Here is a 22,801-nt window from a genome sequence, read left to right on the forward strand (position 1 = left end):
CATTTTCTGAAATACAAATCCCCTGAGCCAACCTTAAAAAGCCCAGATAGCTATTGCTAGAGTGCCCGCTTTGGCTACACTTTCCTCCGCATCGGCCTGAATTTGATGCTATGGCGACGCATGTATTGAGTGAGGACAATAAAATGGCTGAAATTTATATTTTCCAGAGAAGTGCTGCTGTAACTCAACTGAGTACTGCTATCGGAAGCTTAAGAGACCAAAAAATCAAGGCACCCCAGCAGGGATGCCTTGATTACATCGAAGAAAAATTCAATCAGTCTAAACAGACTTTTTGTTCAATCTAGTACGTCTCAACGTGCCAACGATGCTCTTTCTTCATCGCTTTGCGGTACTCCTCCCAGTTGACGTTATTCTTATCAGCCGCCACTGACATGCCTTCGTCAATGCCGCCTTCCATGCCTTTAAGACCACAAATGTAGGTATGCGTCTTCTCCTGTTGGATTAGATCCCATAGCGCATCGGCATTCTCAGCAATCCGGTGCTGAATATACATTTTGCCACCCTCAGAATTCTTCTGCTCTCGGCTAATGGCATAGCTCAGCTTGAAATTGTTCGGGAAGGTTTCCTGCAGCTCCTCTAGTTCTTTTTTGTAGAGGATATTGGGCGTGTAGGCACAGCCAAAGAATAACCAAGCCGTTCCCCTAAACGCATAGTCTGCATGCTGCTCTTTAAACATCCGCCATAGGTAAGCGCGGAACGGTGCAATTCCAGTTCCTGTCGCAATCATGATCACGTTGGCCGTGGGGTCATCGGGCAGCAGCATTTCTTTTCCGACTGGACCCGTGATTTTAACGTCGCTACCGGGTTCCATATTGCACAGGTGCGTGGAGCAGACGCCGAGAACCTTTTCGTTCGTTTCTGGATCCTTGTACTCAAGCTGTCGGACACAGAGTGAAACAGTTTTATCGTCCAGATGGTCGCCGTGGCGAGTGGAGGCAATCGAGTAAAGCCTTAGTTTATGGGGTTTGCCGTTATCGTCAGTGCCCTCAGGGATGATGCCAATACTTTGCCCCTCAATGTACTCAAGGTCGCCCCCTGAGATGTCGAAGATTAGATGCTTAACCGTTCCCTCACCGCCTTCACGCACAAGTTCTTCGTTTGAAAGACACTTGCCTACATAGGGATCTTTTGGACGATAAATGTTGATCGGAGCATTCGCACCCGGCTTAGGCTTCTTTTTCTTAGCCGGTTCTTCTGCTTTAGCTGCAGAAGCCGTCGCCGCAGGGGCCGCAGCTTTCTCTGAGGCCTTCTGCTCAACGACTGGAGCGATAACGTCGTCAAAGCTTTCCGGCTTGACATCCATGTTTAGAGTCTTGCCAGCCGCTTTAGCAAGGTTTTGTAAGTCTTCTTTAATGCGGTCGAGGGGGTTATTTGCCACTGAATCTCTCCGAAGCTAGCCTGTCTTATCTTAATATTTTGCAATAAACTGCTACTAATACCAAATACACATCTGGTTAGGGCGACACTTAATGCTCTAGAACAAGGCTACCAGAACCCGTTACCTGACGAAATCGATACCGGTATCTATGACGAATCGCTCCGGGGTGAGCTGTGGTACCAGAGAGCCGCACCTCATTGAGCAGAACATTGAGTGTCTCAAAATTAGGTCTTATCCCGATTCTATTGGCCGATCCGCGTAATTTTTTGTGGTCTATCTCACCTTTGCTAAATCACTGATTTTGTAAACCAGTGTTACGGGTTAGTTAAGCTGTGTTTCAAGTTGGCCGTCTAAGCCCGTAAGTCCGGGGGGTTACCCAGATCGCCGTGATACGATTCACCTCGTAGCAGTAAATGAAGGGAGGATCTCCTTGGGACTACGGGTTGCTGTTGTTGGTTCTGGACCAGCCGGTTCGTCGGCCGCTGAAGTATTAGTTAAAGCGGGTATTGAGACCTATCTCTTCGAACGCAAATTAGATAATGCAAAGCCCTGTGGCGGCGCAATTCCTCTCTGTATGGTGGATGAGTTTGACTTGCCACCTGAAATTATCGATCGTCGCGTTCGCAAAATGCGGATGATCTCTCCCTCTAACGTTGAAGTTGATATCAACATTGAGCGAGAAGATGAGTATATCGGCATGTGTCGCCGTGAAGTTTTAGACGGCTTTTTGCGCGATCGCGCTCACAAGCTGGGTGCAAACTTGATCAACGGCACCGTGAATAAGCTTGAGATTCCTACGGGGAAAAACGAGCCTTACACGCTGCACTATTTTGATCACTCCAATGGTTTAGCAACGGGCGAACCGAAGTCCTTGCAGGTAGACCTAGTGATTGGTGCTGATGGCGCTAACTCTCGCGTGGCGAAGGCCATTGATGCGGGCGACTATAACTATGCGATCGCATTTCAAGAGCGCATTCGCCTTCCTGATGAGTACATGGAGTACTACCAGGATCGCGCTGAGATGTATGTGGGCAACGATGTCTCGACCGATTTCTACGCCTGGGTCTTCCCTAAATACGACCACGTTGCTGTTGGCACAGGCACGATGAAAGTGCATCAGGCCGACATCAAAAAGCTACAGGCGGGTATCCGCAAGCGTGCGGCTCGTCGGCTCGTCGGTGGCGAAATCATTAAAGTTGAAGCGCATCCCATTCCTGAGCATCCGCGCCCTCGTCGCGTTGTCGGTCGCGTCGCCCTTGTGGGTGATGCTGCCGGTACGGTTACGAAGTCTTCCGGTGAAGGTATTTACTTTGCGGCCAAGTCGGCTCGCATGTGTGCTGAGACCATCGTTGAGACTTCTAACAACGGTGCCACGGTGCCAACAGAAGCTGACCTGAAGCTCTACCTGAAGCGCTGGGATAGAAAATATGCCATGACCTACAAGGTTCTGGATATTATGCAGCGGGTCTTCTATCGTTCTGATGCCAGCCGCGAAGCGTTTGTTGAGCTATGCGCTGATTTAGACGTTCAGAAGATGACTTTTGATAGCTACCTGTATAAGACGGTAGTGCCCATTAACCCTCTTAAGCAGGTTAAGTTAACGGCCAAGACAGTGGGTAGCCTCTTACGTGGTCATGCACTAGCGCCATAACGGTTCTCACTATCACACTTCTTTAAGGCCCCGAGTTTTCTCGGGGCTTTTTATTATGTATAAAAATCAACGATGTATAAAGAACAAATAGGGAGCGTCCTAATTTAGCGAAAGTATTGCACGGCCCTCTCCCTAAATCCCTCTCCCAATACTGGGCGAGGGACTTTGAGTGCTTTTATCTTGCTCCTCTTCTCCCAAGGTGGGAAAAAGGGGGGGGGATAAGGGCCAAGGGTAAGAGTGGGATGCTCCCAAACAAATGCGTGGGGCTAGGGGCAAAAATCAATTTTCAGGCTTTGCCTTTTTAAGTTTTCCGGGTCTGACTTGAACCTGAACGCCCCCAGTATCTTCGTACACCGTATGCTGCCGGTTGGGCGGGGGCACCAGCTCTACCTCCAGTTCACGCTTAGGCTCAATATCCTTCAATTCGCGAGGCTGGGGCTGTAGCTCAAACTCAAAGTCTTGGATACCCACTTCTTGGACGCCGAGACGCTCAGCGTCGCCGGGGACGTTAAGAATCTCCGCTTGGTCCGTGTTTAACTCATCGGCAGTGGGCTGGGCCGTAGCACTGCAGGGAAACAGGCCCAGGCACAACAGCAAAGAGGCAACTTTGAGGCTCTGCTTGGTTTTAAACATAGCGATTATTGAGCGCAACTCAAATGAAATATGACTTTAAATCTAGCATATTCAAGATTTTGTGATCTTTTATACTTTACATTCTGTTTAAAGGAGAAAAATTGAGCGTAGGAGCGCTATTTGCGATCGCACTTTCTCTACTGATCAATGAGTCCTATTCACCCATCGTTGATTGACTTAAATATTCAATCTTTGGCTGTGCTGCTGTTGTTGAAGAATGGTATTCGTCCTTGCCCAAGTCCAAAGTTAGGTCTAACGAGTGTTGTTGATGCGATCTTAATCTTCGAAGAGAGTTGCTTAAAGAGACGTTAACCTCTGCGGGTTGCGATATCGTCAAATTTCTACCTATTGGTACGTGTAGCGCCCCCCATTCCTGGTAACTTGAGTAGAAGACTCTTAGCACCCAGAGAACGCTAAGTTCCCCTCGCCCTTCACCTCTGGCAAAAAACACCCTCTATGCGCATTGCCCTCTTTACCGAAACCTTTGTCCCAAAGGTCGATGGCATCGTTACCCGCCTGATTCATACCGTCACGCATCTACAAAATGATGGTCATCAGGTTCTCGTCTTTTCGCCGGATGGCGGTATCACAGAATATCGAGGCGCTCAGGTCTACGGCGTCTCTGGCTTTCCGCTACCGATGTATCCTGAGCTGAAGCTTGCTTTGCCGCGTCCGGCCATTGGAGAAGCGTTAGAGAAATTTCAGCCCGATTTGGTCCATATTGTGAATCCTGCTGTGCTGGGGCTGGCGGGATTGTTTTTTAGCAAGGTCCAAAATATACCGCTAGTGGCGTCCTACCATACCCATTTGCCACAGTATCTGAAGTATTACGGATTGGGCTTACTAGAGCCTGTTCTCTGGGAGCTTTTAAAGGCAGGACACAACCAAGCACGACTCAATTTATGTACCTCTAGTGCGATGGTAAGTGAGTTGGAGTCCCACGGCATTAGGCATTTGGCCCTCTGGCAGCGTGGGGTCGATATCGATACCTTTCATCCCAGCTTGGCGGATCGAGAGATGCGATCGCATCTCAGCCAAGGTAATCCAGACAGTCCCTTACTGCTGTACGTCGGTCGGCTTTCTGCCGAAAAAGAGGTGGCTCGCATCAAAGAAGTGCTTGCTGCCATCCCCAATGCGCGTTTGGCACTGGTGGGCGACGGTCCCCACCGCCAGGATTTAGAGCAGCATTTTGCCGGTACCCCCACCTTCTTTGCGGGTTATATGACTGGTAAAAAATTAGGCTCTGCCTTTGCTTCCGCTGACGCCTTTGTCTTCCCCTCGCGCACTGAAACCTTGGGTTTAGTCCTGCTGGAGGCGATGGCTGCAGGTTGTCCAGTGGTGGCAGCTCGCTCGGGTGGCATCACTGATATTGTCCAGGATGGCGTTAATGGCTACCTATTTGACCCCAACGATGAAAACGGGGCCATCAAAGCAACCCAGAAACTACTGGGTAATCCCGAAGCCCGAGAAACGCTGCGAACCAGTGCCCGACAGGAAGCAGAGCGCTGGGGCTGGGCCTCAGCCACCCGACAACTCCAGCAGTATTATCAAACCGTCCTCGTAGAGGCGGGCCGCAGTCAGACGCCCCCGGAGCCGTCTAGACGCTTTGGAGCGCAAACAGAGCCCCTAGATTAACGTGCAGCGAATTCCTGAACCTGACCTGATGGAGGGTGATTTGCAGGCCCGTGCTTACGCAGAAGCCGACTTTGAAGAACCCCATCGCTATTGCCTAGAACTCCTGCAGAATCATTTGACGCTGCCGGCGACCGGGAGAGCTTTAGATCTGGGCTGTGGCCCCGGCGATATTACGCTGCGCTTTGCGCGTGCATTTCCGGGTTGGCGCGTGGATGGCGTCGATGGCTCAGCAGCGATGCTGCATTATGGCCATCGGGCGGTGACCCAGGCGAACCTACAGGAACGGGTGCAGTTGCTGCAGGCTTATCTGCCCGACGGAACGGTCCCTCACGATTGCTATCCGTGTATTTTCTCGAATAGCTTGCTGCATCACCTGATCAATCCTGATGTGCTGTGGCAGTCTATCCATCGCTGGGCAGAGCACGGCGCTGGCATCTTTATCATGGACCTGATGCGGCCGGAGGATAGAGCAACAGCCCACAACATGATGGAGACTTATGCTGCAGGCGAGCCAGAAGTGCTGCGCCAGGATTTCTTTCACTCTTTACTGGCGGCTTATACCTTGACGGAGGTTCAAGATCAACTCGCCCACGCTCGTTTAGATCAGCTACAGGTCAAAGCTGTAAGCGATCGCCACTTCATTATTTGGGGACAATATCTCTAGAGCGGCTGTAGGCATTCGGGCCCATCAAAGGCCGCATTGTTGACCTGAGTACTCACTGGAAATACCTCAAGATTTTGCCCTGGCATGGCGTCTAGTAAGTCATGAATCTGCTGGTTTTGCTGTGCCCAAGGGTCTAGCCACTGCTCGTAGAAGTCGGGATTAATAATCACCGGCATTCGATGGTGAATTGGCTGCATATCAGCATTGGCGGCGGTGGTGAGAATGGTGCAGGTCTCAATCTCTTGCCAGGTGTCCCAAAGTCCGGCAAATGCGAACAGGGGCTGGTTCTGTAGTTGACAGTAAAAAGGCTGCTTCTGATTATCAATCTGCTTCCATTCATAAAATCCGTCGGCAGGAATCAGGCAGCGCCGATGGCGAAAGGCAGTGCGAAAGGAGGGCTTCTCATGGGCGGTTTCTAGGCGAGCATTAATCATCCGATGGGTTGCGTTTGGATCACGCGTCCAGGAGGGAATTAAACCCCAGCTCATCAGCCGAAAATGCTGACCGGACTGATTGACAATGACGCCTAGGGGTTGTGTGGGGGCAATGTTGTAGCGTGGGGGCGGTATTCGATCTAGGGTGACGTTGAACGTAGATGCGATCGCATCTGGCTGCGTCAGGGTAAACCGACCACACATAGCGTCCTCCCGTACTTAGTAGACTATTTGTACTATACATGGAATCACAGCCACAAGGCTAGAACTCAAGCCCCCGTACACGTAGCTTTAGGAACGGCCCCTGGCAAACACCTGTGTTTCTATGGATAGGTCGTTTGCTTCTTCTATTTTGCCAGCTAGACAAACCTTTGCTGTCTGCTTATTGGCAATAAACACCTTCAGCCCCACGTTCGGGAGTCCTGCTGCTGAAACACCAGCAAGAGGACTACAGTTCGGGGATGTCGATATAATCGCGTCGACTAGAGGGTCACCCTTGGTTCCTACCTGTCGAAAAATTTGGTTGTCTAGATCGTCATCTGCTGTCATCGTATCTTTTCCGTTGGAAGGTTCTAGGCGATAAACAACCTGAGGCCCCTGCCATACGACACCGCTGGCAGAGCGAGTGTAGTATCCTACGGCACGCTCAGTCCCACCTGCATCCGATGGTTTCAAAAGATAAAAAATAGGTGTGTATAGCGAAGATGATGTATCTGTCCAGTCAGAAGGAACCGTTGCAGAGATTAGCGTTGCCTCTCGCACATCGTCGGCAATAAAGTCCAAGGCCCGATTGAGTTCACCTCGCCTATCAGTCTGCCCCTCAGCTTTGTCATTGGCATCAATAATCGTTAACAAACCCGAGAAAGCGACGGTGACAACAACACTGGTAATGGCTGTGGCAATCAGTAATTCAGGAAGTGTCATTCCCCTATCAAATTTAGAATCTGACTTAGAACGACCGAAGCTAAGGTGTCGTACAGCTGGGAGCTTCATTAGGGTCATAGTTACCTGTGCGCATTAAGCCAATACCATTGGAAATCGCTAAGCACTTAGGGGCCACGCTTGAACCAGGGACTGAGAGCGAAATAATTCCGTTCTGATCTACACCGCGATTACGCCCCTTAAAGTCAAACCTAACGATCCAAGGATTATCGGTTCGAGAATGCTCAATTCTAATCTGATTTAACAAGCGCTCCCCCGTGATTAAGCAAGAGCCAGAAATTGTCTGATTGATGCCCGTAGGTATATTAACTGTGCAGTCTTGACTCCGCCGGATGGCTTCACGCTGGGATTCTCGCAGAGCACTTTCTAGCCTTGCGAGTCCACTGTCGCGCTGTTTCGATTGAAACCACTGCAGAAAGCTTGGTCCTGCGATCGCAGCCACAATGCCAACAATGACGAGAATAATGCTGGTCTCAGCCATCGTAAATCCCGTCACCTTTGATCGAGATGTAAAGCGAATCATCTACTTCTGAGGACAGTCCTAATAATGCTTTGAGCTTGAAATTCCTTGGTCAGAGATTCCCCCACCCCCAAATAATTACTGACTTTGCACAATTGTATCTTGCTCAATCCTGAGAGGGTGGAGAAGGGATCCTCGTCAATGTTAAATTCTAAATCAACGCCAGTTGTGTTTGGGCCTGGATCTTGTCTGCGGTTATGGAGCAACCACAGTCCTCCCTTTTGCCAGAACATCAAATTGGGCATCATAGTTGAGGGAGAAGAACCGCGATCGCCTATCGGTGAAAACCTATCAGCAGAGTCTATTAGGGTGACTGAAATTTCATGTCTCAACCTCGATTGAACAAAAGGCGTTCAGTGGGCACACTGCAGCGATGGATACCCCTGCTTTGGTCTCTACAGCGGTGGATTGATGCGGGGCTCGTCGTTGTTATTCTTTGGGGTTTGAGCATCATTCAGCAGGTGCCCTGGACTGCACCCTACACAATGTTGGCGGTGCTGACGGCCGTGATCACGCCATCTTTGTTCAATGCTGCTGGACTCTACCGTGCAGAATCTCCTGGGTCAGGCCCTGGGGCGCTCCTGGGCGGATGGAGTCTGGTGGTCATTTTTCTGTTGTTTGTGGGATTGATTACAGAGGCATTTTCATCTTTTTCTTGGCTGCTTCTGGGGCTGTGGATCGTTGTCGCCCCAATTGTCTTATTGACGCTACGTTTTTGCCTCAAGAGGTACCTCCGTCGGCACCGAAAATCGGGCCTCAACAATCGCAAAGCCGTGATTGCGGGCACAGGGGAGCTAAGCGCTCAACTAGCGCGTCAGCTACAGGCCAATCCAGAGCTGGGATTTCAGTTTCAGGGGTATTTTGCAGAATCAGTCGATCTACAGGGAGATCGGATTCAATATCGTCCGCTGATCGGCAGGCTGGAGGAGCTACCTGAATTTGTTCGTCGCCACAATATTGATGTGGTCTATATTGCTCTATCTATGCAGGCTGAAGACACCATTGCTCAGCTCATTAATGAGCTGCAGGACACAACCGCCAGCGTCTATTTTGTCCCGAATTTGACACTGTTCCAGCTCATGCAGGCTCGCATCCATACGCTTCAGGGTATGCCTCTGGTCTCGGTGTGGGAGGTGCCGTTTTCGGGGTTACAGAGCATCGCTAAGCGATTGATGGATATTGTGGTGTCGGCTATTGCCCTGATTCTGCTGTCGCCCGTAATGCTGGGAATTGCGATCGCAATTAAACTCACCTCCCCTGGTACTATCCTCTTCAAGCAGCATCGCTACGGTCTCAGCGGCCGAGAAATCACCGTGTATAAATTCCGTTCAATGGCCGTTGCCGAAAACGGAGCTGACGTAAAACAGGCTCAAAAAAATGATCCAAGGGTGACCCCTCTGGGTGCGATTCTCCGCCGCACCTCCCTTGATGAGCTTCCTCAATTTATAAATGTGCTGCAGGGGCGCATGAGCATTGTTGGTCCTCGGCCCCACGCCGTTGCTCACAATGAGCACTACCGCAAACTTGTCCAGGGCTATATGCTCAGACATTTGGTTAAGCCTGGTATCACCGGCTGGGCTCAGGTCAACGGTTTCCGAGGTGAAACCGAAACCCTAGACAAAATGGAACAGCGCATTAAATACGATCTCCACTATCTCAATCACTGGTCGCTCCTGCTAGACATCAAGATTATCCTGAGAACAGTGCTGGTTCTAACGGGGCAGAAAAATGCCTACTAAGCGGTGGAGGGGATATGCACAATCAACGAATTTTCAGAACATCAAAGCAGCTAGCAAAGAAATTCCAAAATCACTCTATTCAACTCCCCAGCGATAAGGTTGAAGGGCTTCTTTACCAACTCTGTGTTGAGCTAGGTTTTTGCCTTAGCTCCAAAGTAAATAAGAGGCTAGCGTACAGTCCTCCCAAGAATCCTCAACGTTTTGCTGAGGTCGTGATGAAAGCAGATGGAGTGTCTCCTTGGAACTCAGAACTTTATGACAAAGTTTTCTCCCGCGTTTACAAAGTATTTTTGACAGAATTGCCAGATGATTGCTGAAGAGCCTCTCAGGTTTCTAGCGATGGATCCCTGAAGCACCTTAGCTCACGCTAGGCTGATGGACTTCTAGTGAAGAAAATGGCGAGTTTGTGTAAAGGCCATGATCAGACCCAGCTCGTCGGCGGCTGTGATCGAGTCCTGATCGCGGATGCTGCCACCGGGCTGCACAATGGCAGTGATGCCTGCCGCTGCCGCTGTTCGCACTGAATCATCAAAGGGAAAGAACCCATCGCTGGCCAGAGTTGCGCCCTGTGCTTTTTGATCGGCCTGGTTCAGGGCAATTTTGGCAGCTCCCACGCGGTTCATCTGTCCGGCTCCGACGCCGACGGTGGTGTGGTCGCGGGTGACGACAATCGCATTGGATTTGACGTGCTTACTGACTTTCCAGGCGAACATCATTTCGGCAAGCTGCGCCTCAGTGGGCTTAACCTGCGTGACAATCTGCCAGTCGCTAATGGACGTCAGCGTTTCATCAGCGGCCTGAGCAAGCCAGCCACCGGCAATCGCCTTAACCGTCATTGATGGCCCCTGTGTGAGATTGCTAAGCTTCAAGAGTCTGATATTGGGTTTAGCCTTCAGAATTTCAAGGGCCTCTGGATCACAGTCTGGAGCCACGATGCACTCCAAGAAAAGCTTGGTGAGTTCCCGAGCGGTCGCGGCATCAAGGGCGCGATTCAGGGCAACAATTCCACCAAAGGCGGAGATACTATCAGCCGCGAGGGCTTTTTGATAGGCCGTGACTAACTGGTCAGCCTGAGCAATGCCACAGGGATTGTTGTGCTTCAGAATCGCGGTGGTGGGTGGCTGATCAGGCCCCACGAACTCGGCAATGATTCGACGAGCCGCCTCTAGATCAACAAGGTTGTTGTAGCTGAGGGCTTTCCCCTGGAGCTGAGTGGCCCCGGCCCAGCCTTGTGCGGCCCCGGTTTGGTACCAGATGGCAGACTGGTGTGGGTTCTCGCCGTAGCGCAGTGTTTGCAGGGCTTGACCGCTAATTTGGAGCTGCTGGGGGAGATCTGCTCCTGTGGGGTTGGTGGCTTGGGTTAGATGAGTTGCGATCGCACCATCATAGGCGGCCATCAGGGCAAACACCTGCTGTGCACAACCCTGTCGAAAGGCAAGGGAAGGCTGACCATTGTGATCCGTCAGCTCTTGTAAGTAGGCATCATATTGCTGAGAGTGACAAAGGACCGTGACGTGAGCGAAGTTTTTCGCCGCTGCTCGCAGCATCGTCGGCCCGCCGATATCAATCTGCTCCACGGCCTCTGTCAAACCATCGGCGGGGGTAACACCCTGGCTCTGCTGCGCCTCAATGGTCTGCTCGAAAGGGTAGAGATTGACGACCACCAGATCAATGGCTTGAATATCATTCTCTTGCAGATCTACTTGATCAGACGCCAGATCGCGACGTGCGAGAATTCCACCGTGGACTCGGGGATGGAGGGTTTTAACACGGCCGCCTAAAATCTCGGGGGCACCCGTATGGTCCGCCACTTTTGTTACGGCCAGTCCCGCCTCCTGGAGCACTTTGGCAGTGCCGCCGCTGCTGACTAGCGCGAAGCCATAGTCGTTGACAAGCCGTTGAGCGAAGGGGATTAGCCCGGTCTTATCGGACGTACTGAGGAGTGCCAGTGGAGCCATTCTTTACCGTATTCCTGTGGTTATTTGCATCTACCAGCATAAGGGCAGAAGCATCTATGGAAAAATGAGGGGACTGTTAACCCCAGAATAACCATCGTGTCGCTATCAATCCTTGCATGGCCCCCTGAATCAACCTCCGCTACCCGTCTACTTGTAATGCTGCATGGCTGGGGATCCAATGCTGAGGATATGGCCGCTTTCGCACCGACTTTAGACCTGCCGAACTATCGCTATTTGTTTCCCAACGGACCTTTCCCTCATCCTCAGACACCGGGTGGCTGGATGTGGTATGACCTGTCCACCCAAGATCCAGACGGATTAGCGCATAGCCGCAAGTTGCTGCTGGACTGGATACAGTCTCTGCCTGAGAAAACCGGCATCCCACTGAGTCAGACCATTCTTGGTGGTTTTTCTCAGGGCGGAGCCATGACTTTAGAGGTCGGTCTAGGGCTACCGGTCGCGGGTTTGATTGTGCTGAGTGGCTATCTGCATGGGCTGGACCCTGAACAAGATTCGCAATCCTGTCCCCCCACCTTAATCATTCACGGTCGCCAAGACGAGGTTGTGCCTCTGGCGGCGGCTCAGATGACGCGGGAGACCCTTGCTGCTAGCCAGGTTGATTACCATGAATTTGACATGGGACATGAAGTCATTCCTGAGGCGCTTGGAACGATGCAGCAGTTTATTCGGACATTGTGAGAGCTTTAAGCGCCAGCCGTTCGCTAACTTTTAGCCGACGGCACTGGCGCTGACGGCGGCAGTGGGTTGATAAAGCAGCTCTCGGGTTGCGGCCATTGCTTCCACCAGCTTGTCCATTTCTTCGTGGGTATGCAGTGCAGTGGTGGTGATCCGCATTCTAGGCTTAGCAATGAACCAGATCGGAGAGATCCAAATGCCGTGCTCGGAAAGCATTCGGACGCCAAACTCTTTCGGATTGATCTCTTCCGGCAGCAGCACTGGACAGACGTTGGTTTCGCCCATGACTAGAAAGTCGTGTTCGATGAGACGCGATCGCAAGTATCGAGCATTGGACTGCAGCGTTTCCACAAGCCCAGGGTTTTGGCGCACCTGACGAATGCTCTCGAGGGCTGCGGCAGTCGTCGGGGGCGGTAGTGAAATTGTGCCAATGGACGTTGGCGACGTCTCTAGCAGATCTGTTAACTCTTTGGAGTTGCTGCTGATGGCGGCCCCCGCAGAAGCCGCAAACTTAGAAAACGTGGTCATGATCACCGGAACCATGCCCCGGTCAACCACCTGCTGTGTCGTAATCCCAAAGTGGTCATAGATGCCACCACCGTTGGAACCAATAGCACCACTGGCGTGGGCCTCATCCATCACAATCACGCTACCGGGATAATCCTCAAAAATATCGAGCATATCCGGTAGGGGTGCGATATCTCCATCCATAGAGAAAACCGCATCTGAAATAACTAGAATGCGGTCCTCTGGTTTTGCATAGCGACGCACCTTGCGGGCCAGATCGTTCATGTCGCAGTGACGGTAAGCCTTGACCCGAACATTAGGGCTATGGCTAAACATTTTCCCAGACCGATTCCCTGCATTGGCAATGGCTGAGATAATGCATCCGTGGTTGAGGATGTCCGTTAAAATCAACGTCTCGCGGTTGTTCTGAAAACCAGGAACTGGAATGGCTAAATGGCAAAAGGCATCCATTAACGCCTGCAGCGCCATCCAAGCATTGAGAAAGAGGTGGGTGTGCTTTAGGTGCTTGAATGCACCGATTTCTTGCTCTAGCTGTCGGTGCAAATCAATACGACCACTAAGGGCAGAGCAAGAACTATTAGATGTTCCGTACTGGTGAATGGCATCAATCGCAGCCTGTCTTACGGCCTCGGACTGTACAAGGCCCAGCACATCGTTAGAGCAAAATGACAAAGCCTTGTGGCGTTTACCGCTGTCATACTCTTCAATCTCGACCCAGTTGCCCTGCTTCTGATGGCAAATATGTCGGTCTGGATAAAGGCCATTTTTGTAAATAGCCTGCATGTACTGCTCTACAACGTCCACAATTCGCTCCTCTCACCTGTTCCTGATGTCGCCGACTGGCTCATGTTCACTCTCTACGTACTCGCCGAACACTTGAGTTACTTCGCAGCAACCCTGTCAGCGACGGGGAGGGGTGTTATCTGATTTCCATTATTTTGACTGTCAGACTCTCTAGATTGTTGCATAAACTTAACATATTGCCCCACAATAACGCGCTGCAGAGCCAGAATTGCAGGATTAACTTCAACATACTGCCGATCTGGATTCGCTGAATAGGTCCGCTGCTCACTTTCCATCATCTCAACATCCTGAAGCAGGAACTTCATAAAAAGTTTGTCGAGAATAAGCTTCTCTAACCCTAACTGAGAGGCACGGCGCAGCAGCCAGCTTGGTATCGGCAGCTTCAAAAACATTAAAGAGAAGGACCGGGTTTCGGTGGGGCCCACGGGAGAGCGCATTAGATGCAGCGAAGAGACGCCTTCCATGGTGCTGTGGTAGTGCGGATATCGATAGTGAACAGAAACCACGCGGGTCGTGACGCCTTCATTCTCTTTACTGAGGCCCAAGAACTTGGTCATGATGCCGGCATAGGAAACCTGATAGTCGGCTTTAACCGTATTCTCTGTCTGTTTAAGACTCAGTAAAACCGGATCAAACCAGCCCTGCAGTTCCTGATGGAGATAGCCGTGGAAAACATCCATCGTATTTTCATTACAGATGGAGAAGTGGGCCTGAAAATGCCCTGGAATCCGCACCATAAAGAATTCAGGATTGCCGTACTCTGGAACCTCTGGCAGAGTGGTCTGATCTGCCAAATCCCGATTGCCCGGAAAAACCCAGACAATGCCGTACTGTTCTTGCACCGGATAGCTGCGAGCTTTAGCACAGGGAAGCTTTTGCTCAGGCGGGAAATAGGGGATATGGACGCACTCACCTTCACTATTGAACTGCCAGCCATGGTAGGGACAGGCAAGATGTGGGCCTTCAACCTTACCTTGATGGAGAGCGATACCTTTGTGGGGGCAGGCATCTTCCAATGCGTTGAGATTGCCCTGCTGGTCTCGATACAGGGCGATTGCCTGTTGCCAAATTTGCACGGGTTGAACAGTTCCAGGCTGAAGCTGATCGGCCCAAGCAACGGGGTACCAGTGATCAGGGTTAATCCCCACCTCACGAACACGATTTTGAACCGTCTGTCCCTGTAGAGTTGTTGCTAGTTCCATAGACTCCACTTTTGACTGTGCCTATCCCTGAATAGTCACCATAGCGGATTCACCTGCACCATCTATACTTTGTGGGGCAATTTCTGAACCGTCACTGAGATATAGAGCGAGACAGGATTCTCAATCAACAATAGTACTAATGGGTGTTGTTCATTGCTTTTTGTAAGGGGGAATGAACGTCAGGTTTCTAAGCTGAAAAAACAGGCTTGAGGCTTCTGACTTGTTCAAATCTTCTGTCTGGGCGTATTGTATTGCGTCCTAGCTCTATTAAGGTATAGTCGCAACAGCATCTTGTCTCAATGCTGAAAGCGACCCTATTTTCTGTATCATCTTTGTCATTTGTGACTAAACTGACTTCTGCTCGGCCTCCGCTAATGCCAAAAACTCGACGGTTCCCGAAGCTGCCTCAGCGATTTGCCCTGTTGGGTGTATTGCTCGCGGCCGGTTGTCTGAGCAGTGCGGTCGGGTCGATTGTGGCGCCGGTCTTTCCTGAGCTAGTTGATCAGCTTGGGTTTGATCCAGAATGGTCGGGGCTGTTGGTGAGTACACACACGCTCACAACCGCTTTAGCGACGCCTCTATTGGGTCTCTTGGCCGGTCGCATCGGTAAGCTCAGGGTTTTGGTCTTGTCTTTGGTGGGTTATGCCCTGTTTGGGATTTCTGGGGCCTTTGCCAATAGCTACGGCATGATGATGCTCTCCCGTGGTCTAGTCGGGGCCTCCAGCGGCGGGATTGCGGCGGTTAGTATTGGTATTCTCAGCGATCTCTATGACGGTGAGGCGAGATCGCAAATGATGGGCTATGTGACCAGCGCCTTAGCGACCGCAACCGTCATTTTCCCGGTATTGGGGGGCTGGGTTGGGAACGTTCGATGGCAGTACGCCTTTTATCTCTACGTCATTGGTTTACCTGTGGCCCTCGCTGCATTTTTAGTCGTGCGCAGACAGCCTGAGAGCGCCTCGCCGGCGGTTGATCTTAGTCAGGCGGACGGGATTGGTCAATATTTACGGCAGTCCCGCATTCAGGTGCTGCTGCTGGGTTTAGCGTTAACCTCGGCTCTTTTTTACGTGGTGGTGGTGTATGCGCCGATTTATCTGAAAACGGAAATTGGTGCCAGTCCGATCGTGAATGGTGGCGTTTTGGCCGCTCGGGCCATTGGAGCGGCTGTGGTTTCGGCTTGGGGGGCCAGTCAGCTTGCCAAACGGATTGGAGCGAATGCGGCCATTGCGGTGGGCTTTCTGTTGATGGCAGGTTCTTTGACCTTGATTCCGAATCTACAGGAGCCGCCGATCATTGTTTTGGCGGCTCTTCCGTTCGGGATCGGGTTTGGATTTGTAATGCCGAATCTTTACAGCGCAATTGCAGATTTGACGCCCCAGGCCCAACGCACTGGGATGCTGGCAATTGGCACGGGAATTTCATCCTTTGGTCAGTTTGTGTCTCCGGCTGTTTTTGGTCCGCTCTGGCGGAATATCGGAGCCGATGTTTTCTATGTGGCTGCAGGGTTAGCCCTTGTTATTAGTCTACTGAGCCTGTCGCGTCGTTCGATCTAAAGTTTAGCTGTCTGCTGGTGGAGACGTTGGATGAACTGCAGGCGGAGAGGACCGGCGGAAAAGCAGGTGCTTTCCGGCAAAACCCAGCAAAAAGAGACCGATGAAATAGGGGCTGAAGGCAAGCAGCCAAACCCCAAGAGAGAGGAGTCCCACGGTGAGTTCCCGCATGGCTCGCGTGGAATGGGCCCACGAATCCTTTAGGCTGTCGCCGATTACGGGCTGACGATTGGAAGATGCGATCGCATCTTTCAGGGTCAGGCGCACCGTCGAGTAAGCCACCTGATTTTGCAGCCGCTGTAGTTGAGCATCAATCTGCTCAATTGAAGCTCGAATATTGCTGAGTTCTTGAGTGACCTTGAGCACGTCGGCCACCGACCCTGAGCGGTCGAGGATTTTTAGAACCTGCTCTTCAGATTTACGCAAGTTTCGTAGGCGCGCCTGAAAATCAACGAGCTGATTAGAGACATCCTGTGCCTGAATGGAACGACTCTGGACTTCCCCGAGCTGAGTCAGGCGATCCAGTGTTGTATCAAGTTTGGCTTGGGGAATACGCAACTCCATCGACGCCGTTTGGCGCTGAGAGGGATTCGCGGGCACTTCATCCTGTAATCCGAGAATATCCCCCTGCTGTTCTTTCACGACCTTAGAAACAGATTTGACCGCGCTTTCTACCGTCTCAACTTGCAGGACCATCTCTGCTGTCTTAATGAGCTGGGGTTGCTTGCGCGGGGTTCCTTCTGCTTTGCTGCCGCTCAAATCCTGTGGGGCTTCTGCGGGTGCGCCATCCCCTTGGGCCACTAGGGATTCAGAGGTCGAATCAGTTTCGGGGGCCGATGACGCACCGTAGTCACCGGGAGCCGCCGAACAACTGACGAGCATCATGCTGGTGAGCAGCGGAGCCATCAAAAGTACGGCGGGCCGCTTGGTTAATTGAGATGAAGCCATAGCAATACCAAGATCTAATGCTGATGCAGCCATTATGGCTTAGCGTTAGGCTGCAACGGCCTGAGTTACCGTTTGTGTAACGGTTCTCAAATGGCCTTCAATATTGTTGGCTTTGTCGGGGTGGGAGGTTTAGCTGGCCCAGCTAAGGTAGGGGAGTTGGGTTGCGGTCTCTTTAATATTGTCGGCCTGCGCGACGAGTTGACCACAGGCATCCCAGGTGCCGGAGCGCAGCATTTGTCGAGGGCCGTCGCCCACGCTCACGGGGGCGACAAGATCGCCACATTTGACCTGGAGTGTTTCGAGATTGACCTCCATTACAGCGGTCGGATCCTGCGCCAAGCGCTCTTGAAGCTGACCTATCGTTTCGGCATCGGCAGTGACGCAGGGAACGCCCATTGCCAGACAGTTGCCGAAGAAAATTTCTGCGAAACTCTCGCCCACAATCGCTTCGATTCCCCACTTTGCGATCGCCTGGGGGGCATGTTCCCGCGAAGAACCGCAGCCGAAGTTGCCGTTGACGACCAGTATCTTGGCGTCCTGATACTGAGGCTGATCAAAGGGGTGCTGTCCCTGAGCCTGCTTGCGGTCATCGGCAAAGACCTGTTCACCAAGGCCATCAAAGGTAACGCAGCGCAGGAATCGAGCCGGGATAATCCGATCTGTATCAATGTCGTTGCCCTGTAACGGGATGCCGGGGCCAGAAATAGCTGTGATTTTACTCATAGGTGTGGGTCTTTCGGTGCAAAGTATTAGAGGGTTTAAAGCTGACCTGCGATCGCAAGTTTCATTTCTCGAACAGCCCGCTCCAGCCCCACAAGGACCGACCGACTGATGATGGTGTGGCCGATGTTGAGTTCTTCCATCCCTTCGAGGCATGCAACGGGGTAGGTATTCCAGTAGGTCAAACCGTGACCGGCATTCACCCGCAATCCTAGCGCAATCGCTTGCTGGCAGCCCTGGGATAAGATCTCTAATTCTTTGGCTTGGGCTGCTTCTCCCTTGGCTTCAGCGTAGGAGCCGGTGTGGATCTCAATAAATTTTGCCCCCACCGCCGCTGATGCCTCAATTTGAGCGGTGTCGGCATCAATAAAGAGGCTGACTGGAATTTGAGCGGCCTGCAGTTTTCCGACGGCCTCCGTGAGATAAGCCTGCTGGCCGACGATATCTAAGCCGCCTTCTGTGGTCACTTCTTCTCGTTTTTCGGGCACAAGGGTCACGTAGTCAGGCTGAATATCGAGGGCGATACCCACCATCTCTTCCGTGGCAGCCATCTCTAGGTTTAGGTGCGTGCGAACCGTTTCCCGGAGCAGGCGCACGTCTCGATCTTGAATATGGCGGCGATCTTCTCTCAGATGCACGGTAATGCCGTCTGCTCCGGCCAGCTCAGCTAAGACAGCGGCGGCAACGGGATCGGGTTCGACCGTTCGACGGGCCTGACGGATCGTGGCGACGTGGTCAATATTGACTCCCAGAGTTGGCAAGATAATGTCCTTTGATCTTGAAACATCGGCAGGTTTCAGATCATCGCATGCCCATTAGGAAGACAGCAAGTTTAATGCCAGCCCTGCTCAGCCTGCTCAAGAACATAGGCTGAGACCGTTTCTATCTCTGGTGCGCTCAGTTTATCGGCGTAGGCGGACATATTGCCCTTGCCGTTGGTGACTAGAGTTGCGATCGCATCCAAGCTATCCACTTTATTTTTTTGCAGCGCCTTTTTCCGCAGCGTCTTACCCCGTCGAATGATGTTTTTCCCTTGAGGATGGCAGCCTACGCAGTGAACTTCAAACAACTCGGCCCCTCCTGGTGAGCTAGAAATCGCCAATGCAGGCGCACTCGTGAGCCCCATGATGACTATCAACATCAGTGAGAAGAAACCGCGCATTTAGATCACCTTTGTTCTGTTGCCAACGCTACTTCAGCGTAACGCCCCTAACTATTATCGATCGAAACTTGGATGCTAGGACGCCCAGACTGTCCTGGAATAAGGGTCGTGTGAACTCGAGCGGTAGGAAGCTTCGTTGTCACATAATCCTCCACAGCGCTCACTCTACTTTGAACAAAAGGTAAGGCATTCTCTTTCTTAAAGGTGGCGTTGATCCGCAGGGTGTCTCCCTCAATGGCGGTACTGAGGACTCGATCCAAAGCAAAGGCGGCATCCGCGTCTAACTGGGCCGATGTTTCTTTGAGGCTGACGGCAATGGTTGCAGTGGTCCCCTTTGTGTCAATCTGGGAGGCCACTGACGACTCCGACATGGCCGCAGTGATTGTGACATCTGGGCAGCTATCAGCCGCGCTAGAGCTGGCGGTGTTGGCAACAAAACGCCCATCATAGAACTGTGCAAGGTCACCTGTTGGCTTAGGAATGCGGCCGCTTCCGTACAGCACCCGAGCCGTATAGCTGAGACGTTGCTCTAGAAGCTGATCGGCTCCGTTGATCCAGTAGTTCGCACAGTTGGCATCGAAAAAATAAACGCCTTGCAAAAAATTAAGTGCTTCGGGCGGGGTTAATTCCCCCAGCTCCTCAAACTGTTGCCGCAGTGGGGTTTTATCCACCGTACTTCTAGCCATGTGCTCATAGTAGGCTTTGACAAAAGCCTGAACCTTGCTGGGATTCTCCTGCAGTACTTGAGGCGACGCAACCACCACATCTACAATTGAACGCTGGACATCTGCAGAAGAGAGGGAGGCAATATACCCGCTACGGGTCGACTGGGTGACATAGGGTTCCCAAAAGATACCGGCAGCAATTGTTTCCCCAGGCTGTGGATTTTGAAAACGCTGCCAAGCGGTCGAGGAGTCATCCACGCGAACAATATTGAATTTCTCGAGAGAGAAGTTTGGGGAGGTGTCGGCTAATAGGAGGCTGAGGTATTCGCTGGGCGTGCTGCCCGCAAAAACAATCGAAAGCAGTTCACCGCTTTCAGCAGCCTGATTGGCCGCCACATTCAAGTCTCGGACGCTGGTAACCTGGGGCAGCAGTTTATTATTGAGAACCAAGCGGTCTGCTCCGTGGGTCCAATCCCACATGGCGACGATTTTGCCCTCGCTGGGGGTCTCAAACATCTGGTTGATGGTGGTGACCATAAAGTCAGCTTCACCGGACGACAGCTTTTGCGATCGCACCTCTTGATCGAGTTCATCGGCGTACTCAATCGTGATATCGGCTTCTTTTAGGCTTTGCTGGAAGTCTTGATCCCAAAGCGTGCTGTAGCCCAGGAAGGTGTCTCCTAAAACCTCAATATTGGCCGGTCCCGTCAATGGCGGAATGGGATTGACCGCGCTATCTGGACTTTTGACCGGAGCGCTCGTAACTGGACTAGTGTTGGGCCTGCGCCAAAGAGCAATAAGTGCGATCGCAACCGTAAGTGCCCCCAAAATCAAAAGCGGGAAACCCACAGCCTTGCGTTTATTCAACTTCTTAGATTGAGATTCAGTTTGAAGAGTTGACTTGCGTTCATGAGAAGGTTTGTTATTACCGGACTGTCCTTCCAGATCTACTTCGGTCGCCACTAAACGTCTCCCTCGGCGTGCAGAGTCTTTAACTGTATTGTGAAAACAAATTAAAACTGGTAGCAGCTATAACTTTTGAAGCGGTTAGTTTAGCCAGACTATGGGTTGTCTCATCGTTAATTGATCATCTAGCTACGCTTACGTTTTAAGTCGCAACATGATTATCCCCCGATATCGCAAACATATCACAATTTAGGCCCGTTCCCAGCCTCTACACCCGATACCAAACTGCTAAACACCCTGTGAGTCAGGCTTTCGCTTGGATCCGCAGAACCTTGGCGTTTGTTCTGATTCTCCTGCCATTCCGATTGCGGTGGTGTTGCTATATCAAGAGAAATCTTTCTGCATTGGCCCCAAACTCTGAGGGATAGTGCACAGGTGTGGGTTCGTACAAGAGGTCTTATTGCTAGAGCTATCCCATGGATATCGCTTATTGCTATTTCAATGCATTCCTAATGTACAGATCTTCACATTAGATACTTCAAAATATTCAAAACTTCAGGATAATATCTTTATCTTTAAGCTCATCCCGATTTACTGACCATCCAGGAAAAGACCCACCGTGCGTAATGTGACCCTTCATGCCTTTAATTGGCAGTACACCGACATCATCAACAACCTTGAGTCTATTCGGGATGCAGGATATGGAGCCGTCCTGATTCCACCACCGCTGTACTCAGAGCCAAACGGAGATCAGTGGTGGCAACGCTATCAACCTAAGGATTATCGGGTTTTGCTGTCCCATCTCGGGGGTAAGAAGGAACTGGAACAGCTAATTGCTGCTTGCCACGGTGGAACGCCGCAACTGCAGGTGTACGCCGATCTGGTTATTAACCACATGGCGAATGAAGATCGGACCGATCACTTTGACTTTCCGGGGACGGCAGAGCTAGAACGCTACAAGAAGCACCCTGACCTGTACGAAGAGAATCGACTCTATGGTGACCTCAGCGAAAAATTGTTTTCGTGGTTTAACTTCAACGATGCGGGTGAGATTGAAGGAGATGAATGGTCAGACCGAGGTGCTGTCCAATATCAAAACCTATCGGGACTGCCAGATCTTAAGGATTCTGACTGGGTACTTCAGCAGCAGCACAATATGGTGGATGCCTTAATAGAGATGGGGTTTGATGGCTTTAGGATTGATGCCATCAAGCACATTACAGAGCGCATGATTGATAACCTTGCTGATGATCCCAAGTTCAAGAAGCGGTTTTGGTTTGGTGAGGTTTTAACCGGCAGTGACCACGACGAAGATACCTTCCTCGATCCGTTCCTGCGAGAAACCTGGATGTCAGCCTATGACTTTCCCTTATTCCAGACGATTCGGGAAGCTTTCAGCTTTGGCGGTTCGCTGCGAACCTTGGCCCAGCCTCAGCATCAGGATAATTCTCTACCCTGGAATCGAGCGGTCACTTTTGTTGTCAATCATGATATCCCTCACAACGATGGCTTTCGTTTTTGGCTGCTGGAGCGTCAGGATGAACATCTGGCCCACGCCTATATTCTGGGGCGCGATGGTGGGGTGCCGCTGATCTATTCTGATCACAATGAATCTCATCATGAGCAAGACTATGATCGCTGGCTAGATCTCTACAAGCGTCCTGATATCACCGCCATGATTGAGTTTCACAATGCGGTGGAGGGACAGCCGATGGCGATTCTATATGAGAACGACGTGCTGCTGGTTTTCCGGCGGGGAGACCAAGGAATTGTGGCTATCAACAAAAGTGGCTCGAACCAATGGGCAGACTTCAATACCTGGGGGCTTAAAAATCCCGGTCAGTATCGAGACTTGATTCATCGTTACGAGATGACGGTTTCAGGAGATCGCTTTTCTCTGTTGATCCCACCCCGAACAGCCCAAATGTGGCTGGCTGAGTGAGGGGTGGTTGAAGACGGCTAATGCCGTTCGCACCTTTCGGTCGTCCACAGGGTTTCCGCCTGTAGAGGTAGATCGGTTGAAGACTATTGCAAATCTGCAAATT

General features: G+C 51.5%; 22 protein-coding genes. 9 read left to right on the forward strand and 13 right to left on the reverse strand.

Features of this window, described 5'->3' with window-relative positions:
• Nucleotides 1–143 precede the first annotated feature (143 nt).
• Nucleotides 144–305 (forward strand): hypothetical protein, encoded by a 162-nt coding sequence (locus C1752_RS28320; protein ID WP_158535018.1) that lies wholly within the window; start codon nt 144–146, stop codon nt 303–305.
• Here the strand turns inward: C1752_RS28320 and petH are convergent.
• The gene (petH, locus tag C1752_RS05210) at nt 302–1,399 is read right to left on the reverse strand and encodes a ferredoxin--NADP reductase (protein ID WP_233501356.1); all 1,098 of its coding nucleotides are present in this window, start codon (nt 1,397–1,399) and stop codon (nt 302–304) included. The two genes, C1752_RS28320 and petH, sit on opposite strands and share 4 nt — an antisense overlap.
• A gap of 430 nt (nt 1,400–1,829) precedes the next feature.
• Here petH and chlP point away from each other — a divergent pair, with 430 nt between their 5' ends.
• Nucleotides 1,830–3,050 carry a geranylgeranyl reductase gene (chlP, locus tag C1752_RS05215; protein ID WP_110984966.1) on the forward strand — a complete coding sequence of 407 codons (1,221 nt, stop codon included), beginning with the start codon at nt 1,830–1,832 and terminating at the stop codon, nt 3,048–3,050.
• Between the two features lie 279 nt (nt 3,051–3,329).
• Here the strand turns inward: chlP and C1752_RS05220 are convergent, their stop codons facing one another.
• Nucleotides 3,330–3,683, reverse strand: coding sequence for a hypothetical protein (locus C1752_RS05220; protein ID WP_110984967.1), 354 nt, complete (start codon nt 3,681–3,683; stop codon nt 3,330–3,332).
• Between the two features lie 456 nt (nt 3,684–4,139).
• Here C1752_RS05220 and C1752_RS05225 point away from each other — a divergent pair, with 456 nt between their 5' ends.
• Nucleotides 4,140–5,318, forward strand: a complete 1,179-nt coding sequence (locus C1752_RS05225) for a glycosyltransferase family 4 protein (protein ID WP_110984968.1) — start codon at nt 4,140–4,142, stop codon at nt 5,316–5,318.
• Nucleotide 5,319: 1 nt separating this feature from the next.
• Nucleotides 5,320–5,982: a class I SAM-dependent methyltransferase gene (locus tag C1752_RS05230; protein ID WP_233501358.1), complete on the forward strand. Its 663-nt coding sequence runs from the start codon at nt 5,320–5,322 to the stop codon at nt 5,980–5,982.
• Here C1752_RS05230 and C1752_RS05235 read toward each other — a convergent pair.
• The 3 genes from C1752_RS05235 to C1752_RS05245 all read right to left on the reverse strand — a co-directional run bounded on the left by C1752_RS05235 (nt 5,979) and on the right by C1752_RS05245 (nt 7,881).
• Nucleotides 5,979–6,620, reverse strand: a complete 642-nt coding sequence (locus tag C1752_RS05235) for an SOS response-associated peptidase (RefSeq protein ID WP_110984969.1) — start codon at nt 6,618–6,620, stop codon at nt 5,979–5,981. The genes C1752_RS05230 and C1752_RS05235 overlap by 4 nt on opposite strands.
• Nucleotides 6,621–6,707: 87 nt before the next feature.
• Nucleotides 6,708–7,340, reverse strand: coding sequence for a hypothetical protein (locus C1752_RS05240; RefSeq protein WP_158535019.1), 633 nt, complete (start codon nt 7,338–7,340; stop codon nt 6,708–6,710).
• A gap of 40 nt (nt 7,341–7,380) precedes the next feature.
• Nucleotides 7,381–7,881, reverse strand: a complete 501-nt coding sequence (locus C1752_RS05245; RefSeq protein ID WP_110984971.1) for a pilus assembly FimT family protein — start codon at nt 7,879–7,881, stop codon at nt 7,381–7,383.
• A 320-nt stretch (nt 7,882–8,201) separates the two neighbouring features.
• Between C1752_RS05245 and C1752_RS05255 the strand changes: the two genes are divergently transcribed.
• Both C1752_RS05255 and C1752_RS28325 read left to right on the forward strand, forming a co-directional pair.
• The gene (locus C1752_RS05255) at nt 8,202–9,617 is read left to right on the forward strand and encodes an undecaprenyl-phosphate glucose phosphotransferase (protein ID WP_110984973.1); all 1,416 of its coding nucleotides are present in this window, start codon (nt 8,202–8,204) and stop codon (nt 9,615–9,617) included.
• Between the two features lie 14 nt (nt 9,618–9,631).
• Nucleotides 9,632–9,934: a hypothetical protein gene (locus tag C1752_RS28325; protein WP_110984974.1), complete on the forward strand. Its 303-nt coding sequence runs from the start codon at nt 9,632–9,634 to the stop codon at nt 9,932–9,934.
• Nucleotides 9,935–10,000: 66 nt separating this feature from the next.
• Here C1752_RS28325 and purH read toward each other — a convergent pair whose 3' ends face one another.
• Nucleotides 10,001–11,575 (reverse strand): bifunctional phosphoribosylaminoimidazolecarboxamide formyltransferase/IMP cyclohydrolase, encoded by a 1,575-nt coding sequence (gene purH / locus C1752_RS05265; protein ID WP_110984975.1) that lies wholly within the window; start codon nt 11,573–11,575, stop codon nt 10,001–10,003.
• Between the two features lie 96 nt (nt 11,576–11,671).
• Here purH and C1752_RS05270 point away from each other — a divergent pair, with 96 nt between their 5' ends.
• On the forward strand, nt 11,672–12,274 hold the full coding sequence (locus C1752_RS05270; RefSeq protein ID WP_110984976.1) for an alpha/beta hydrolase: 603 nt from the start codon (nt 11,672–11,674) through the stop codon (nt 12,272–12,274).
• Between the two features lie 30 nt (nt 12,275–12,304).
• Here C1752_RS05270 and C1752_RS05275 read toward each other — a convergent pair whose 3' ends face one another.
• Nucleotides 12,305–13,603 carry an aminotransferase class I/II-fold pyridoxal phosphate-dependent enzyme gene (locus C1752_RS05275; protein WP_110984977.1) on the reverse strand — a complete coding sequence of 433 codons (1,299 nt, stop codon included), beginning with the start codon at nt 13,601–13,603 and terminating at the stop codon, nt 12,305–12,307.
• Between the two features lie 77 nt (nt 13,604–13,680).
• Nucleotides 13,681–14,805: an aromatic ring-hydroxylating dioxygenase subunit alpha gene (locus tag C1752_RS05280; RefSeq protein WP_110984978.1), complete on the reverse strand. Its 1,125-nt coding sequence runs from the start codon at nt 14,803–14,805 to the stop codon at nt 13,681–13,683.
• Between the two features lie 341 nt (nt 14,806–15,146).
• Between C1752_RS05280 and C1752_RS05285 the strand changes: the two genes are divergently transcribed.
• The gene (locus C1752_RS05285; RefSeq protein ID WP_233501360.1) at nt 15,147–16,358 is read left to right on the forward strand and encodes an MFS transporter; all 1,212 of its coding nucleotides are present in this window, start codon (nt 15,147–15,149) and stop codon (nt 16,356–16,358) included.
• A 3-nt stretch (nt 16,359–16,361) separates the two neighbouring features.
• On the opposite strand, the gene C1752_RS05290 is transcribed toward C1752_RS05285, so the two are convergent.
• The 5 genes from C1752_RS05290 to C1752_RS05310 form a co-directional block, all read right to left on the reverse strand.
• Nucleotides 16,362–17,303: a DUF4349 domain-containing protein gene (locus C1752_RS05290; RefSeq protein ID WP_233501361.1), complete on the reverse strand. Its 942-nt coding sequence runs from the start codon at nt 17,301–17,303 to the stop codon at nt 16,362–16,364.
• Nucleotides 17,304–17,432: 129 nt separating this feature from the next.
• A complete protein-coding gene (gene leuD / locus C1752_RS05295; RefSeq protein ID WP_110984979.1) occupies nt 17,433–18,026 on the reverse strand; it encodes a 3-isopropylmalate dehydratase small subunit in 594 nt (197 codons plus the stop codon).
• Between the two features lie 35 nt (nt 18,027–18,061).
• The gene (locus C1752_RS05300) at nt 18,062–18,784 is read right to left on the reverse strand and encodes a pyridoxine 5'-phosphate synthase (protein ID WP_110984980.1); all 723 of its coding nucleotides are present in this window, start codon (nt 18,782–18,784) and stop codon (nt 18,062–18,064) included.
• Between the two features lie 71 nt (nt 18,785–18,855).
• Nucleotides 18,856–19,149, reverse strand: coding sequence for a c-type cytochrome (locus C1752_RS05305; RefSeq protein ID WP_233501363.1), 294 nt, complete (start codon nt 19,147–19,149; stop codon nt 18,856–18,858).
• Nucleotides 19,150–19,232: 83 nt separating this feature from the next.
• Nucleotides 19,233–20,813, reverse strand: a complete 1,581-nt coding sequence (locus tag C1752_RS05310) for an ABC transporter substrate-binding protein (RefSeq protein ID WP_110984982.1) — start codon at nt 20,811–20,813, stop codon at nt 19,233–19,235.
• 562 nt (nt 20,814–21,375) lie between these two features.
• On the opposite strand from C1752_RS05310, the gene C1752_RS05315 reads away from it, so the two are divergent.
• Nucleotides 21,376–22,698, forward strand: coding sequence for an alpha-amylase family glycosyl hydrolase (locus C1752_RS05315; protein WP_110984983.1), 1,323 nt, complete (start codon nt 21,376–21,378; stop codon nt 22,696–22,698).
• Nucleotides 22,699–22,801: the final 103 nt, after the last annotated feature.

It is taken from the genome of Acaryochloris thomasi RCC1774 (genome assembly GCF_003231495.1).
Lineage (GTDB): Bacteria > Cyanobacteriota > Cyanobacteriia > Thermosynechococcales > Thermosynechococcaceae > RCC1774.